The organism is Maridesulfovibrio zosterae DSM 11974, from assembly GCF_000425265.1.
Lineage (GTDB): Bacteria > Desulfobacterota > Desulfovibrionia > Desulfovibrionales > Desulfovibrionaceae > Maridesulfovibrio > Maridesulfovibrio zosterae.
Genome location: NZ_AUDC01000010.1, coordinates 725624 through 743130, shown reverse-complemented (window position 1 = coordinate 743130; position 17507 = coordinate 725624). Strand labels below are relative to the sequence as shown.

At 45.2% G+C, this 17507-nt stretch carries 13 protein-coding genes; 1 reads left to right on the top strand and 12 read right to left on the bottom strand.

Annotation, left to right across the window (positions count from 1 at the left end; translation table 11 throughout):
- Window positions 1–116: 116 nt before the first annotated feature.
- The 10 genes from H589_RS0104035 to H589_RS0103990 all read right to left on the bottom strand — a co-directional run bounded on the left by H589_RS0104035 (window position 117) and on the right by H589_RS0103990 (window position 11874).
- On the bottom strand, window positions 117–554 hold the full coding sequence (locus tag H589_RS0104035) for a NifB/NifX family molybdenum-iron cluster-binding protein (RefSeq protein ID WP_027720846.1): 438 nt from the start codon (window positions 552–554) through the stop codon (window positions 117–119).
- An 83-nt stretch (window positions 555–637) separates the two neighbouring features.
- Complete coding sequence (locus H589_RS0104030; protein ID WP_027720845.1) at window positions 638–1957, bottom strand: (Fe-S)-binding protein; 1320 nt, start codon at window positions 1955–1957, stop codon at window positions 638–640.
- A gap of 116 nt (window positions 1958–2073) precedes the next feature.
- On the bottom strand, window positions 2074–2979 hold the full coding sequence (locus H589_RS0104025) for a universal stress protein (protein ID WP_027720844.1): 906 nt from the start codon (window positions 2977–2979) through the stop codon (window positions 2074–2076).
- A 21-nt stretch (window positions 2980–3000) separates the two neighbouring features.
- The gene (locus H589_RS19105; RefSeq protein WP_035074801.1) at window positions 3001–3924 is read right to left on the bottom strand and encodes a CoB--CoM heterodisulfide reductase iron-sulfur subunit B family protein; all 924 of its coding nucleotides are present in this window, start codon (window positions 3922–3924) and stop codon (window positions 3001–3003) included.
- Window positions 3921–4490, bottom strand: a complete 570-nt coding sequence (locus tag H589_RS0104015; protein ID WP_027720843.1) for a 4Fe-4S dicluster domain-containing protein — start codon at window positions 4488–4490, stop codon at window positions 3921–3923. The genes H589_RS19105 and H589_RS0104015 overlap by 4 nt, the downstream gene beginning before the upstream one ends.
- A 35-nt stretch (window positions 4491–4525) precedes the next feature.
- Window positions 4526–7957 carry an FAD-dependent oxidoreductase gene (locus H589_RS0104010; protein WP_027720842.1) on the bottom strand — a complete coding sequence of 1144 codons (3432 nt, stop codon included), beginning with the start codon at window positions 7955–7957 and terminating at the stop codon, window positions 4526–4528.
- A gap of 24 nt (window positions 7958–7981) precedes the next feature.
- Entirely contained in the window at window positions 7982–9130 is a 1149-nt protein-coding gene (locus tag H589_RS0104005; RefSeq protein WP_027720841.1) for a 4Fe-4S dicluster domain-containing protein, read from the bottom strand.
- 24 nt (window positions 9131–9154) lie between these two features.
- Window positions 9155–9580, bottom strand: coding sequence for a hydrogenase iron-sulfur subunit (locus tag H589_RS0104000; protein ID WP_027720840.1), 426 nt, complete (start codon window positions 9578–9580; stop codon window positions 9155–9157).
- 10 nt (window positions 9581–9590) lie between these two features.
- Window positions 9591–11582, bottom strand: a complete 1992-nt coding sequence (locus H589_RS0103995) for a CoB--CoM heterodisulfide reductase iron-sulfur subunit A family protein (protein WP_027720839.1) — start codon at window positions 11580–11582, stop codon at window positions 9591–9593.
- A 22-nt stretch (window positions 11583–11604) separates the two neighbouring features.
- Window positions 11605–11874: a transposase gene (locus tag H589_RS0103990; RefSeq protein WP_027720838.1), complete on the bottom strand. Its 270-nt coding sequence runs from the start codon at window positions 11872–11874 to the stop codon at window positions 11605–11607.
- 573 nt (window positions 11875–12447) lie between these two features.
- Here H589_RS0103990 and H589_RS0103985 point away from each other — a divergent pair.
- Window positions 12448–13863 (top strand): sigma-54-dependent transcriptional regulator, encoded by a 1416-nt coding sequence (locus H589_RS0103985; protein WP_027720837.1) that lies wholly within the window; start codon window positions 12448–12450, stop codon window positions 13861–13863.
- Between the two features lie 6 nt (window positions 13864–13869).
- On the opposite strand, the gene H589_RS0103980 is transcribed toward H589_RS0103985, so the two are convergent.
- Together H589_RS0103980 and H589_RS0103975 are read right to left on the bottom strand one after the other, a co-directional pair.
- Window positions 13870–14169 (bottom strand): hypothetical protein, encoded by a 300-nt coding sequence (locus tag H589_RS0103980; RefSeq protein ID WP_027720836.1) that lies wholly within the window; start codon window positions 14167–14169, stop codon window positions 13870–13872.
- A gap of 233 nt (window positions 14170–14402) precedes the next feature.
- On the bottom strand, window positions 14403–17504 hold the full coding sequence (locus H589_RS0103975; RefSeq protein WP_027720835.1) for an HsdR family type I site-specific deoxyribonuclease: 3102 nt from the start codon (window positions 17502–17504) through the stop codon (window positions 14403–14405).
- Between the last annotated feature and the right edge of the window lie 3 nt (window positions 17505–17507).

Below are 17507 nucleotides of genomic sequence, written 5' to 3'. Positions count from 1 at the left end.
CTCCTACTTAAAAATTCAAGGCTAATTTGAATAATAAAGTTGTATACTAAAAACTTAAAAAATGACTCTTGTAACTCTCTGACAAAAATAAATATCAGTGCTCGGAACGGCTTTCATTACGACCTTCCACCACCCATTCCACGGCCGCCACCACCACCTTTCCCACGCCCTCCGCCACCTATTCCGCGTCCGCCGCCCACTCCACGCCCTCCATCCGTTGGCCGCGGGTCACCGACATTGATGCTCTTATACTCTTCAAGAGCATGTTGTACTGTATCTTGTTCGGAAAAAAAGACTAAAACTCCGGCTTTTTTCAAGGCGGCTTCTGCTTTAGGTCCAACTCGCCCGGTGATAATTGCTTTCGCGCCAGCATCGACGACCATCTGGGCGGTTTGGATACCAGACCCCTGAGGCAAGTCTCCCTGTATAGCATTATCCAAATAGTCATACGTATCACTGTCAGTATCATAGATCACGAATCCCGAAGCTCGTCCAAACCTCAGATCCAGAGAACCTTCAGGTCCTTTTCCTTGTGCGCTTATGGCGATTTTCATGACATTCCTCATCTTTTTAAATTATAAAAATAAGATCCAGATTAATTCCAATTTAAATCTTTCAAAGAGGCTCCAGATTCCAATCAATACTCAACATCCGTAATATCTATTCCAAGTTTCTCCCACTGAGCTTTAGCTTCGGCCTGACCCTTTGCGATCATGTCAGCATCCCACTCCTCCAGCACCAGACTTTCAGCAACTAACTGCCATATGTACTTCACTTCATATTTATAATCAGTATAAAACTTGGGAATGCGCCTCATTATCTGGTCCCGACAATTGGAACAACCGACGACGACCACATCCGCGCCGCTACGTTTGATCTGATCATACTTATATCTAGCGTGCCAAGCAGACTCGGCTTCATAAGGCATTGGCCACATGCCACCACCTGCACCACAACAATAATTAAGACCTCTATTCGGAGTCATATCCACAAAATCATCAACACACTGGTTAATAATCCAACGCGGTTCTTCAAAATAGCCCTTACCGAAATGGCGTTCAAGTTCACGACCATGTTTACAGGAGTCATGCCAAGTAAATCGCTTACCTGCATTAACTGATTTATCCAGCTTAATACGCCCATCTCTGATTAGCTGAAGCAAATAATCATAAAGATAAGTAAAGCCCACCTCATTATTAGGATCCTCCATAACACACTTATCCATACCCTTCCGGCAACCGTACGAACCACCACCACAGTCAGGCATAATCATACGGCTGATGTTATGCTCCTTCATGAAATCTATTTTGCGTTTGGCTAGAGTCTTGTTAGCCTCATAATTACCCGTAAAAAGAGCCCAATCAACAGCTTCCCAACCTTCAGAAGGAACTGTCCAGTTTTCTCTGGCAGTATAAAATATTTTCCACCACCAGAATTGATCCTCAAAGTCACCATAGACTTCCTTTGAGTTCGGGAAAAAGAGGATATCAGCATCCTGTTTATCAACCGGGACATAAAATCCAGGACACTCCTCAGCTAATTCTTCTCCAAGTTCAGCCATACCGACCAAATAATCTTCCTTTTTTATGGCAAGATTATTTCCTGTCTCCACATTATTAACCATCCCCTGCTGCAGAGTACCAGGCACCTTGTCACGATCACGCAAGCTTTTCATATGCCCCATTACAGCAGGTATATCTATCCCCATAGGACAAGAATAGGAACACCGTCCGCATCCTGTACACAACCATGGAAAATTAGATTCCACAACTTCATCTACCATACCGTAAGCCAACATGCGCAGAACTTTACGAGTATCCCACCCTTCCATACCTGGAGTGTCGGTTATGGGACACCCGTTAGAACAAGTTCCACAAACCATACAGGAGCTAAAGTCGAACTTATCCAAAAACTCCCGAATATCTGCATCCATCGGTTTCGGCATAACCATGTCCATGACCTGCTCCTTATGGTAAGACAATCCACCATTTATTCTCTTCGGGGGCAGAAACTCTACCCCCGAAAAGTTCCGTTATCTTTTCGCAACAGTTGTTCCACCGAATATGAAACCGATTACAATTGGGCCGCTTCAGCTTCTACTACCTTTCCAGCCTGATCATACATCAAGCCGCAACGTAAATCGAAGTGTCGGTTAACACTCATTGTAGGGCTGGAACCATTAAGAGCCACCTGCACCACAGTAGATCCTAAAAACGCCTTTTCTGGATCCTGTTCTCTAGAGTGATGTGCCATGATGACCAAGTCAGCATTAAGCTGCTGAGTTTTCTTTAAAATCTCCATAGCAGGTTGACCAATACAGACCTCGAAAGTACAGCCATCAACACCCTTCAAGCGTGGCCCGTATTCACTTTCAAGACGACTCTTAAGTTTAGCCTCTTCTGCTCCGAAATCAGCTACATGCATAACCGTCAGCCCAGCCTTGTACTGACGAGCCATCTGTCCACCGTAACTCACCGCACACTCAGCCTGATCGGAAAAATCCGTAGCTATAAGAATATTCTCAAACAACGGTTCCTTACAAACAACGTCCTTGTGTACAACCATAACAGGACAACGAGCCTTCTGACTCACCCGCTCAAGAGTACTTCCTGCCATACCCCACATCTTGGAACGCTTTTCCTCATATTCCTTAGTGTGCGGTCCCATTACAATGAGATCAGTATTCTTCTTTCGTGCCAGACGGAGAAGTTCATTATGAGGAATGCCAGGCACAACCATTATCTGGGAATTAGGAATATCCTTCAATATATCACCATACATTTCGGTAAGCTGATCATTGAGCTTGGTAGTTTCCCCGGATGGTTCAAGGGTTTCTACGGAACCCCACCCTTGAGCCATGCCTGCGACATGCACCAGATATAGATTTGCTTCAAACTTCTTGGCAAATTCTGCAGCCGCCTTAACAGCGAAATCATCAATTCCAGTTGTGGTAATACCCACAATAATGTCCTTAAACATAAGTCGCTCCCTTGTTAGGGTTTACGGTTCAACACCGGTCAACTCTTCGCCGCTTTCCGTCTGGCGCAGCTGACTCCAGACCTTGTTATTAATCATGTCCCTGACCCCAGCCGTCATGGTCAGGTTTTTCTTCAATTGCATCACATCCTCTCCAAACCCGAAAGCCAACCCCATAAGTTGAGATAGATACAAAACAGGAACACGCACTCCTCCTGCCTTCACGGCCTGAGCCTGATACGCTTCAAGATTCATCTGGCAAAGAGGACATACTGTCACTATAACATCTGCATCACTGGCTCCGTTCAAAATCTCCGCCACAGACCTGATTGCTACATCACGATGCCCGACCATAAGTGAAGCTCCACAACACCGATTGCCGTAATCCCACTCATACACGTTTGCACCTAAAGCTTTCAAAACAGGTTCCATTGACGTCGGCTTGCCCGGATCGTCAAAGACAGCATAAGGTCTAAGAATCTGACACCCGTAATACGGGGCCACCTTCATCCCTTTCAGTCCGTCTGTAACCTTCTCTTCTACTAATTTGACGCCCACATCGTTCAGAAGAACATCAAGCAAATGAAGGACTTTTACATTGCCGGCATATCTCTGACCAGATGCGCTCAAAACTTCATTAACTTTGCCATGCAGTTCTCTGCTTCCTATAACTTCTTTATTCACTTTAAGCAGATTAAGATAACAGGCGCTGCATGGTGCAAGCACATCTATGCCTCCCATTTCTTTTTCCACAATGGCAAGATTCCTAGCCGGCAAAGCATAATTCATAAGTTTACTAACTGGTTCAGCAGCACTCGCCCCACAACACGTCCAATTCGGTATTTCCTCCAGTGTTACGCCTAGACACTCCATGACAGCCCTGACAGATACATCAAATTCCTGCGCACTCTCCAAAAGGGAACAACCCGGATAATATGCATACCTCATGACGAAATCTCCATTTCTCTGGCCTTCGCGAACATAGCTTTGAGCCGCCCGCGTTGAGTTCTATTCGGTATATGCAACTTTCCTTTACCCATCAGCTTCATTCCCAGCGGAATAAAAGACAACGGCAATGCTGGATTCTTGCGCTTAAGAAAATACCTATTCATAAGGCTCAGTTCCTGTGCGCGACCATAAACTTCCACATTGTCCATAAAGGCTTCGTAGAAAGCTCCGTTCTTCTTAGCTGCCCAGCTTCCATCCAGTCTGGAAAGACGCTTAAGCGCACCCATTGCAGACGTAAGCTTAAGTCCGCGCGGACACCTAAGCGTGCACATATAACAGGAAGAACAATACCAAAATGCCCGGCTTTCAAGAATTTGATCCAGCATACCGAACTGAATCATCCGCCACATGCGGCGCGGGGTTACGTCCATAGCAAATCCATTGGGACAGGAAGCTGTGCAGGTCCCGCACTGCATGCATGCCGACACCATGTCTTTCAGTTCGATGAGGGTCGACTGATATTCATCTGTAGCAGGACTCCAAGTCTGTTTGATCACACCGCTCATGGCTCACCATCCTTGAGATATCCGTTTATCCGTCCTTATGCAGGTTCTTCCAAAGCCGCATCAATGACAGACATCATCGATCCATCGTGGAATCCTGTTAATACGGTTGCACTATTCGGGCACACAGCAGCACACGCCCCACACCCTTGACAAAGGATGTCATCCACTAATATTTTTCCAGCTTCCATATCCGCAACACGGGCGCCATAAGGACAAGCGGCCACGCACGCCTGACAAAGAGAACACAAAGAATGCCGGACAGAGGCCACCACTGTTTCTCTAGGGATCTTTTCAGCATTCAGAATACGTAATGCCCTTTGTGCCGCAGCCTTTGCCGAGGCAACTGTTTCCCCCATACGTCGAGGTGAATGGGCAACTCCGCACATGTAAATACCCTGTTTAAGGAAATCCACAGGCCGCCACTTGAAGTCGGCTTCCTTATAGAATCCGTTTTCATTTACCCCCACATCGAAAACCTCCAGAAGATCTTCAACATCATTAGGTTCGAGTCCGCTGGACAACGATAGAAGATCGGCATGGATCTGAATCTTACTGCGAAGAATATGATCAAAGAAAGTAATGACAGGCTTGTCATCCTCAAACGTGACTGTCGGCTTATTGTCAGCCTCGTAACGGATGAAAATAGCTCCGGCCTTGCGTGCACGGGTATAATATGTTTCCAAAAAGCCCTGAGCCATAATATCACGGTAGAAGACATAAATAGACAAATTAGGATTACGTTCCTTGAGGGTCAGCACGTTTTTAAGCATTTCCGGACAACAGACCCGGCTGCAATATTTGCGGTCTTCTCCCTGCGACCTCCAACACTGGATCATAGCAACACCGGATAACGCACCGGCATCAATAACACCGGTAGCAAGCCGTTCCTCAAAGGTCAGGTGAGTCATCACCGACTTGTGCACACAAAATCCGCTTTTATAAACCTTTGCCTCATGCCCGCCAGTAGCAAGAATGGACACACCATGTTCAAGAGGGAAAACCCCCTGCGGACTGGCTATAGCGGATCGAAAGTGCCCTGCACTTCCTCGTGAAAGAACAACTCGGGAATCCTTGAGGACCTTAATGTTAGGGTGTCGCTGCACCTGTCCGATGAGTTCCTCCATAAATTTACGGGGATCTGAACCGTCAAGCTGAGTGTGCAGCCGCATAGCCAAGCCACCAAGTTCCTCCTCAGATTCAACCAAACAAACTCCGTATCCATAATCAGCTATGGACATGGCTGCGGTCATTCCGGCTACCCCTCCGCCCACGACCAACGCGGACCTAGTAATATCGACCATTACAGGCGCAAAGACAGGATCAACTCCTTGCAATCCAGCCACAGCCATAGAAAGTGAAACGTAAATTTCCTTCTCTGCCTTGCCTTCTGTCTGCGGCTTGAAAGTAGGCGTGTAGATATCAACCACATCCATAAGAGCCGGATTCAACCCGATGTTTTTTCCAAGCTCTTTAAGCCTAGGAATATAGGCGTACGGCATACACGCACCGATCAGCACTCGATTTGGTTTGAATTCATCAATACCCTTACCTATTTCTGCCCACCCTTCCGCTGTACAGGCCCGACCGATCGGAACGACCTTATGAACAGAATGAACCTTCGCAAGATGATCGCTTAACGCATGCATATCAATCGACTGCCCCAAAGTAGGGCAAGAAGCGCATATGGCTACAAATGTTCGGGCCGGATCTCTGGATACATCAGGATACTCAGGTTCTGGCTCACTCTCTATACCCGCAAGGACATCATAGATTTTTATAATTCTTGACGCTGCCTGAGCTGCAGCTCCTGCCTGAATTACAGATTCAGATATATCCTTAGGCTCACCGAAAGCTCCGGCTGCAAACACGCCGACACGACTGGTACGTTCGGGGGCATAAGGCTTCGTTTCAGCAAATCCCCACTCATTAACATCCACCCCCAGAGTCAGAGCAAACTGCTTCATACCGCTTGGAGGACGAGCTCCGACAGCTAAGACTACCATATCGTAAATTTCTGTCACCAGATGTCCCTGCTCTGCCATGTACTCAATTTTTAATGCCTGACCGTCATCCGTAGGCATGATTGAATGAGGCCTGCTCCGCACAAAACGAACACCTTTCTCATTCTCTGCACGGTCACGATACTGCTGATAATCTTTTCCCGATGTCCGCATATCCATGTAAAAAATTGTGGCATCTACAGCCCCGCCAGTGGCCTTCTTTGCAAGCAAAGACTCCTTGATGGAAAACATACAGCAGATCGCTGAACAATAATCTGCCCCTTTCTGCACATCACGCGAACCAACACATTGAATCCAGGCTATATTCTTGACAGGTTTATTATCTCCGGGCCTTAATAACTGCCCGCCCGTAGGTCCGGTCCCGCTCATAAGACGTTCAAATTCAACAGCTGTAAGCACTCCGGGATGATCATAGCTCCAAACATCTTCCCCGCCCGCTGGATTCATCTTCGGATTATAACACTCAAATCCTCCGGCAAGAATAACGGCACCTACTTCCAGCTTCACGGTAGTATCGGACATGATGCGCATATAAAGTTTATCCAGCCAAGGCACGAATGTTTTGGCAACCAAAGACTTTACCAAATATTCACGGGCTCCCTGCATAACTAGGTCAGCACCCTGCTCTTCCTGTCCCTCTGTTGCCATGACAACAACCGGCACATCTGCTCTTAACTCCAAACTACGGGTCAAAATACGGCTGACATCCATATCTACAAGGTTCGTCCCTAAAAGGACCAGACGAATTCGATTATCTGTGGTGAGCATTTCCACAGCTTCCCGTCCTGCTTCCGAAAAATGAAGTGTAAAGTTCTGTTCCTTCAGACTTTCCTTCATGAAGTTAGCCACTTCAGCATCACTATCCACAATAAGGATATGAAAATTCTTTCGCTCATCAAATTTGAAATCAATAGCTCCGGTCGGACACGCTTCATAACACTTCCAGCAACGCTGGCAGTTATCGAGGTCTAGAACATAGTGGTTGGGAATCGCATGAGGGACCGGCAGATACACGGCCGTCCGCTCTGACAGCCCCGCATCGAATTCACTGGGAACTCGAACTGGACAAACTTCGGAACACTTGCCGCAGCTCACACACTTGGTAGGATCAATCAGAGTCGACTTTCGTCCTAACGAAACTAAGAATTTACCCGGTTCACCATCAATTTCAGTCAATTCTGTGGAAAGCATAATGTCAATATTGTCATGGAAAAGCCCCTTGCGCAGACAATACTGACTGGACGAATCTCGTGCCATCAGCGGCAACATTTTGCACATGCCGCAATGATCAGAAGGAAACTGATAATCCAGTTGACTCAAAATTCCGCCATGATTGGGTCGCTTATCAATAAGAGCTACTTTGTGACCGGTGACGGCCAGATCCAAAGCGGCTCTGATACCACCTATGCCAGCTCCGACAACCAGCGCTCCATACTGCTTTCTCATTACGTCCTCCAGAGACTAAAATAATCAGGCTATGTGCGAGACTGTTTCCTGAAACTCGTCTTCTTTGAACACTGACAGAGGTGGTGGATCGTCGAGACTTCTGCCCGGCTCGTAATTAAAACTTTCCTGAGTGCGTGCTGCCACGGTTCTGAACAATTCCATCACGGGAATATCGTTCGGACAGGCATTGGAACATTGCCCACAACCTACGCAAGCCGTGCTCATATGAGCCATGCGAGTCAGATGATAAAAAACTGTGTCCGTAGGCAGCTTCAAACTGCCCTTATGCTTAGCCCATTCCATATACTGCCAAGGTTTATGCTCAAAGACATCGGTATTAAAGACACACTCCTTACAGTAACAGACAGGACAGGCCACACGACAATTATAACAGTTGACACAGGACGAAAGGTACTCGGACAAATCTTTCAAAGTTCCAGTCGCCGCCTTAGTCCGCTCCAACATAGCATCTCTAGCCACAATTCTGTTCTCCATCAGTGACTTAAGAGCATTTTCCCTACCATTTATTGACTCCATATCCGGCAATCCCAAAGCACTGAGCAAAGCTTCACCTCTTGCGCTTGCTGCCATAGCCGGAATACATACATGCACGTCTGCTCCGGCAATTCCGATGACGATATCTGCTTTTCTAGCGTCAGGATGTTCACAGCATTGACAGGCAGATGCTATCTTGATCTCGTTTTTAGATGAATTATTGCCATCACCTATCTGTCCATGAAAATTAAGCGTTGCCTCAAAAGGATCAGAATCGGCTAGAAATTTTTTATAACTCACATTGTCATAGGCACCCATGCAATCCATGCCTACGATAATAACTTTATCAAAACTTCCCTGATTCAGCTTAACCAATTCGACAAAGGCTCTGATTTCACAAGGGCGCAGGACCGCGGCAATTCGCTCTGTAGATTGCCCGCGAGTCAAACGGGACAGAAGCTTTGCACTGTTCATAGGGAATGCTGGAGCCAAAGGATCAGCACCGGATAATTGATCCTGATTCGTTACTAAAGTCGGCATAGGAATGCCTTTGCTGAACAGATGAACCGGCACCAGAATTCCACTCAGAGATTCATCATTCAAAAGCCCCTTCAGAAAACCTTGTAATGCGAGAACAGGATTATTTTCTTCGACCTGAATCTTCACTGTGGTAGCCATGTTATATCCTCCCGGTCCGTAGCGTTAAATCACAGCCATGGAACGTGCTTCCATAGGTCCAAGCTCTCTAATTTCATTAATAAAATTATTTACAGTTGCTGCGAATTCATTTCCTTCACTAGCCCCGATCCATGTCAACTTAACCCGTTCTCTCTCAATTCCGAATTGCGGTAAGATCTCGTTTAAAAGCTTAATCCTGCGTCTGGCTTTGAAGTTTCCGTTGATATAATGACAATCTCCGGGATGGCATCCACTGACTAGCACTCCATCCGCACCGGACAAGAGGGCTTTAATCACATACTTAGGGTCCACCATACCAGTACACATCATCCGCACCAATCGCAGGTTAGGCTGCTGCACCATCCTTGAAGTTCCTGCCAGATCAGCGGCCGTGTAAGTGCACCAGTTACAGACAAATGCCAGTAAGGTCGGTTCAAATTCATTACTCATGACTGCCTCCTCAGGCCTGATCTTCCGCTTGAGTTTCGACTAAAATGTCTGGGATCATACCAAGCAGACCATCTATCTCGTTGAATATCTGATTTTCATTGAAATGCTTGATTTGAGCCGCGCCGCTTGGGCAATACCCGGCACAACTGCCGCATCCTTTACACATGGCCTCATTAATAACCGCAATCTGCCTGCGTTCATCAAACTCAATAGCTGAATAAGGACACAATTTAGTACAAACCTTACAGCCCACACAAATATCAGGATTAATCCACGATGTAGTAGGAGAAATAGAAACCTTACCTCTGGCTGCCAGAGCCAGAGCCTGAGCAGCTCCGCCCGAAGCATGAGCCACAGCATCAGGAATATCCTTCGGCCCCTGACAGGCTCCGGCCAAGAAAACACCATCCGTAGCAGTTGAGACAGGCCCAAGCTTTGGATGCTCTTCCAAAAAGAAACCATCCTGCCCCTGAGCTACTCCAAAAATACGAGCAACCTCAGGCATATCATCCTGCGCCTGCATTGCGGTACAAAGTATGACCATATCCACGGGCACTCTGACATTCATGCTGAGTAGTGTATCTTCACCGATTACTACTAACTTGCCGTTTTCCTGAACAATCTCTGAGGGCCGACCGCGAATGAAGGTAACTCCCTCCTCCTGAACCCGCTTGAAAAATTCTTCATAGCCTTTTCCGAAACAGCGCATATCAATATAAAAATTATAGACTTTTGTATCATGACCCACTTTATCTTTAATGAGATGATCGTACTTAAGGGCATACATGCAGCAAGTTCGTGAACAATATTCATGATAATTTTGATCTCGACTTCCCACACAATGGATAATCGCTACACTCTCCGGCGACTGACCATTCTTCATAACAATCTGTCCACCAGTGGGTCCTACAGCATTATTCAACCGCTCAAACTGAAGAGCGGTATAAACTTCATCATATTTTCCGAACCCGTATTCAGCCATAGGTGTCGGGTCCATAGTGGCATAACCGGTAGCCAAAACAATGCTACCCACATGAAAAACCTCACGGGTATCCTTCATGTGGTAATCGATGGCCCCAGTAGGACATATCTTCTGGCAAAGACCGCACTTGTCCTTGGTGATCTTCTTACATACGGAACCGTCAATGACAGGCGTATTAGGTACAGCCTGCGGCGAATTTCTGAATATTGCCTTACGCATGCTGAGTCCCTCGTTGAACTCACTAAGCGCAGTAGTGGGACACTTCTCAAGACAGGCGCCGCAACCGGTACAGATATCCTCATTTATAAACCGGGCCTTACGTTTAACCGTAACCGTATAATTACCAACAAAACCGGAGACATCCTCAACCTCACTCCAGGTCATAAGGTTGATATTGGGTTCTTGAGAAACAGCGACCATTTTAGGTGTAGAAATGCAGGCTGCACAATCCAGAGTAGGGAAAGTCTTATCAAACTGCGCCATATGTCCACCTATGGAAGGACTTTTTTCCACAAGATGAACCTTATGTCCGGACTTAGCGATATCAAGAGAAGCTTGTATTCCCGCAATCCCACCACCAACTACCATTACATCGGGTAACACATCTACTTCTCTGGAAAAAAGTTCTTGATGACCGCCTACCCGTTCCACCGCAGCCTCTACTATATGCATGGCTTTAGCTGTGGCTTCGGCGGGCTTAGTTGTAATCCATGAGCAATGTTCACGGATGCAGGCATGTTGCATAAGGTAAGGATTAAGCCCTGCTCTGGCGCATGCCTTTTGAAATGTTTTTTCATGCAAGCGAGGCGAACATGAGGCAACAACTACGCGACTCAATCCATATTCCCGAATGTCCTTAATAATCATATCTTGACCGGGGTCAGAACACATGAACTGATAATCTCTGGAAACAACGACATCCTTGAGTCCCCTTGCATAGTCGGCAACGCCTTTACAATTGACTCTTCCCTGTATATTTGACCCACAGTGACATACGTACACACCGATCTTTTTGGCCATGATTAGTCCCTCTTTCAGATGATCAACGAATGCTTTTGTCGTTATTCAATTCCAAAGTCAGCTCCCCCACTAAACGCTTGAGCTTTTCATTTTCGATCGCGAGTTCTGATTTATCTGGAGCTCTCGTTTCTTTTTCAAAAAGAAGATGACAATTTTTTAAAAAATGCTCCCGCCATTTATAATACTGCCCGGGCCGAAGTTCATGAGAACGGCAGAGTTCATTAACACTCCCCCCCATGAGCCCTTCCAACACAATCTTCGCCTTTATCTTTGCATCCCATTTACGCCTCATCTGCGAGACCTCCTTACCAGTCTTCCCCTGTTTTCATTTTCAGGGTGATTACATGGAGAGTATGAGACTGCTGCCATCCGCAGGCTGTTCCGTTCGCAAAGCCTCGCCTGAGCAACATATTGTCATTTAATAATAAATATCCTTTCTCTTATTTCCAGCCACACCTCAGGCATATCACTTACTCTCCTTAACAAGATGCATACCGAATTAATTACTTGTAGAAATATCTTACTATTAAGCGATAAAAGCAGATGTAATAGGCATAAAAAATCACCAGAAACGAGTAAAAAACATTTTATTATGCAAGACATGTCTCATATTATAAGACAATAAAACGGACAAAAAAAAATAATTACATCATAAAATGTAATTATTTTAATATACTCATTCAACTAATCCTGTCTTGATTGCACATAATCTTAAGCAGAACTCATTGTCTTGCCTGACAAAACAATATCAGAGCTAAAGTGATACAATAAGGAATTAATCCATAAATTAAATATAAATACGTAATTGACAAACTTATGCCAAATTGTGCTACAGTTTGTACGGGAATTCTTATAGGAGAATTATATGGCTGACATTCTCATTATCGATCGTGCCAAATCCTTTGCCATGCATATGGCAAAGGATTTGGCACGACATGATATAGCCACCACATATTGTAACTCAATAACCAAAGCCATCGGTTTACTACACACAGGCAATTATAAAGCAGTACTGCTTGATGAAGATCTATCAGAGGGAAAATGTTTAGATTATATCGCAGCCATACGTGAAATTCCGCCCTACCCGGAAGTGATTGTAGTTTCTCAGAACGGTGACCCAACTGCAGCGGAACAAACCATACAAAACGGAGCATGGGACTATATTACCAAGCCCCTGAGCATACATCGCATCGTTGCAATTATAAACAGAGTAAAAGAATACCATACGGAACGGCAAGCATATAGAGCTCCCGTTTCACTACGAAGGGAAGGCATAATCGGAAACAGTCACGCGTTACAAGCCTGCCTTGACAAAGTTGCTCAAGCCTCAGCATCTGATACAACTGTACTTATCACGGGGAAAACCGGAACTGGGAAGGAGCTCTTCGCAAAAGCAATTCACAAAAACAGCGTGAGAGCAAAAAAACCTTTCATAATTGTAGATTGCGCTGCATTGCCGGAGACTCTTGCCGGAAATTTGCTATTCGGACATGAACGCGGAGCATATACCAGTGCGGACAGTTCATCCATCGGCCTCATTAAACAAGCTGACGGAGGAACTCTGTTTCTAGATGAAATCGGCGAACTGCCACTCGTCATGCAAAAAGTCTTTCTAAGAGTTCTGGAAGGCCGAAGCTTCAGACCTGTAGGAGGGGTAAAAGAGATAACAAGTGATTTCAGGCTACTCGCCGCAACAAATAGAAATCTTGAGGACATGGTAACAACAGGAGAATTCAGACAGGATCTTTTCTATCGCCTTCGCGGAATTCACATCCAGCTCCCTCCACTCCAAACCATATCCGAAGACATCAATGATCTCACCTGTCATTTCATCCGCCGCCATTGCCAGCAACTCAAAATAGATAGCAAAGGCTTTTCGCCAGATTTTCTTAACGCGCTCATGCTCTATAAATGGCCCGGAAACATTAGGGAGCTTATAAACACCATTGAACAAGCCATTTCCAGGGCAGAAGCGGAAACAGTTCTATACCCTCGGCATTTACCGAGAACGATGCGAGCGCAAATCGCCAGACGTGAGTTTGAAAACAACACTCCCAAAACAGTCAGACAAAAAAGCAAAATTGCAGATACCGCAAACTATCCAGACCTCAAAACATATCGCAACGAACAAACAGCTGGGATTGAAAAAAGGTATCTAAAAGATCTTATTGAAATAACCAACGGTGATATCAAGCAATCATGCCATATATCAGGTCTATCACGCGCAAGATTCTACGCCCTTATAAAACAGCACGGTATCACCAGAAGATCCAACCGCTGAATAACATTAACCGTGCCGATATCCGTAGATCGAATTGCTATCGATCCATCTCTCAAACTTCAACTCAACATCTCTTGAAAGTCCATTTCGCAGTAGGTTAGCTTTTGGACCACCCCCGTTAGCTAGTGAAAATAAAATATCAGCTAACTCTTTCTTGAGCGGACTTTGATACTGTTTCTCGGAGATCTTTCTGAGATCAACATATCCCCTGATTCCTTTAAGAGCAGCCTGACTGATAGACCAAAGCCCAACTCCGACAATTGAAGCAACTGATCCACAATTTGAGAAACAAGCACTGATATCCACGATTCACTCCTGGCTATTTTTTCATGACATCGGGCATTCTTAGCTTATGAAAGACACACATTGTGTTGTCAATAACCGCTGCTTGAAGTTGAATGCAATACGTCTATAACAACAGAAACCCCGCCGTACTCACACGGCGGGGTTCAAAGTTCATGGGTATTTCCTACAATTCTTAACTGATCAAAACCGGAAGACTGCGCATAGAGTGACTTTCTAGCTTCCTTCATTATGCATTAGACCTCTCCACCCACGCCCTTAAATTTTTCAACAAAAACGGCTATTTTTTGGAAAACACTCTGTTTTTTGGGAAGATACTGCGGGTTTAGTGGGCTCATCTTAGGCAGAACGGAATTGAGCTCTGTTCCATTGTCACTGGCAAACTCCCTCTTTAATGAGGTAACGAGATAACGTTTTGCAGCATCTTTATTCAAATCTTCAGAGCCAATTAATTCTTCTGCTTCTCGTTTTTGTTCCGCTTGGGCAAAAGTAAAAAAAGCATCAATCACACTGGCCTTATCACCGATTCGGCCAAGGTCTGTTTGATTTATGAAATCAACGACCAAACCCTCTTTCGCACGGTTGCCTAGGCTGGCACGAATCACTCGACGCACGTCTTCAACCAGCGCGGCCTTGTCTTTAACCTTCTTACTGTTTTCAAAAATCAGCTCCAGAATATAGTCGAGGTTAATCTCTTGAGATTTGAGCAGATCCACTTCAAAAACCACATCATCCCAATCGATTTTGGACTCGGCTTTTTCTACACCTGCTTTTTCACGGCGTAGCCAATCACGAATATCGTTGTAAGTAGAGCGATAATCCTGAATTTTGCGATCAGCAGGCATCTTGATATCCTGCATAGCTTTTAATTCTTCATCGTTTAAATAATGCAGGGCCTTAAATGCCTCAACCGCTTCCGAGTCGGTCATGTCTACACTTTGCAAAGCTTTCAGACTGGCAAATTCATCGTAGTTTTGCAGTACATTCTCCACCCGCAAATATTCGCCAAACAGTTTCGCGAAGGCTTTTTTGTCTGACTCTTTTTCAATCTTATCCGGGTTGGGAAAACGCCGCCGCAATTCTGTTACCACTTCCATATAGCCGCGTCGTGCTTCACCGGTTACCACATCGGTAAAGCCTTCCATGTACTCTTTATAACTTTTCTCCAAAACCACGTTTTTGGTGTTTTTATCGCCGAACAAAGTAATGGCATCGATCGTGGCCTGCTCCAGATCACGAAAGGTGACAATGTTGCCAAAGGTCTTGGTGGCATCATAGATGCGATTGGTACGCGAATAGGCTTGTATCAGGCCGTGGTAACGCAAATTCTTATCAACGAACAAAGTATTCAGCGTATGAGCATCAAAGCCGGTCAGAAACATCCCAACCACAATCAGTAGATCAACATCCTGACTTTTCACACGCTTGGCAAGGTCGCGGTAATAGTTTTGGAAACCTCTGCTGTCCACGCCAAAATTAGTTTTAAACAGGGTGTTATAGTCGGCAATAGCCGCACTTAAGAACTCTTTAGCACTGCTGTCCATGGCTGAAAGCTCAAAACCCTCATCCGCAATATCACCTATAGCATCCTGTTCTTCATTGGCCGTAAACGAGAAAATCGTGGCCACTTTAAGAGGCTTGTCCCTGTCTTTTTGCAATTGCTTGAACGACTCGTAATAAAGCTTAGCCGCGTCCACACTACTCACGGCAAACATGGAATTAAAGCCTTTCGTACCAGATTTTAGACGATGTGTTTTCTGCCTAAAATTATTCAGGATATATTGCGTGACTTCCTTGATACGGTCAGGGTGCAACAAAGCCTGTGGGGTTTCCGCCGCCTTGAGTTTTTTCTCATCCAGCTCCCTTTCAATCTCCTTAAAGTGCGGACGTACATCATTATAGTCCACCTTGAACTTCAAGACCTTTTCATCACGAATGGCGTCAGTAATTACATACGAGTGCAGCTCGCGGCCAAAGACACTTGCCGTGGTCTCCGCACCAAGGGCATTTTGCGGAAAGATAGGCGTGCCGGTAAAACCGAACTGATAAAACTTTTTAAACTTTCTCTTCAGGTTTTTCTGTGCTTCACCAAACTGACTGCGATGACATTCATCAAAAATAAACACCACCTGCTTGCTGTATATAGGCAGGTCACTTTCACCTTTCATCAGGTTGTTAAGCTTCTGAATAGTGGTCACAATGATCTTGTTGTCGTCTTTATCCAGATTGCGCTTTAAACCTAACGTGCTGTCAGAACCATTTACGCTATCAGGCGAAAAACGCTGGTATTCTTTCATGGTCTGGTAATCCAGATCTTTGCGGTCGACGACAAAAAAAACCTTATCAATGAACTCCACCTCAGTCGCCAAACGCGCCGCCTTAAAACTGGTTAAGGTTTTGCCGGAACCAGTGGTATGCCATATATAACCGCCGCTTTCGGGTTTGCTCCATTTTTTGGCTTCATAGGAGCTTTTTACCTTCCACAAGATACGCTCGGTTGCCGCAATCTGATACGGGCGCATCACCAGCAGAGTATCAGTGACATCAAACACCGAATAATGCAGCAGCACATTAAGCAGAGTTTTTTTCTGAAAAAAAGTCGCCGTAAAGTCTTTCAGATCTTTGATTAGACTATTATCAGCCTTTGCCCAGTTCATGGTGAAGTCAAAGCTGTTTTTACTTCGCTTCGTGGTGTTAGGAAAATAGCGACTATCCGTTCCGTTTGAAATCACAAAAATCTGTAAATATTTATACAAGGAATGCTCACTATTAAAGCTCTCCTTGCTGTAACGGTGCACCTGATTAAAGGCTTCACGAATCGCTACGCCGCGCTTTTTCAACTCAATCTGCACCAAAGGCAAACCGTTAACGAGTATAGTCACATCATAACGGTTGGCTTGGATTCCTGCCTGCTCAAACTGCTTGATTACCTGAACTTTATTGCGAGAAATATTTTTCTTATCCACGAGATAGATGTTCTGAATATGTCCGTCATCAAAGACAAAGTCATGGATATAGTCATCATGGATTTTACGAGTTTTATCGACAATGGTATCGCTGGGTTTATCCAGATAATTTTCAACAAAACGTATCCATTCCTCTTCCGAAAACTGCATATTGTTCAAGGCCTGCAGCTGTTCGCGCACATTGGACAACATTTTATCGGAAGAGTTTAAGCCGGATAAATATTCATAACCCTGATTTTTCAGGTCAGCGATAAGTTCAGACTCTAAATCGTACTCACTTTGGTAGGTTTCGCAGACCTGCCATTCCTTGGTATATTTGTCTAAAACAATGAATTTTTTTGATTCCGCAATGGGTTTGGTGTAACTAATCATTTA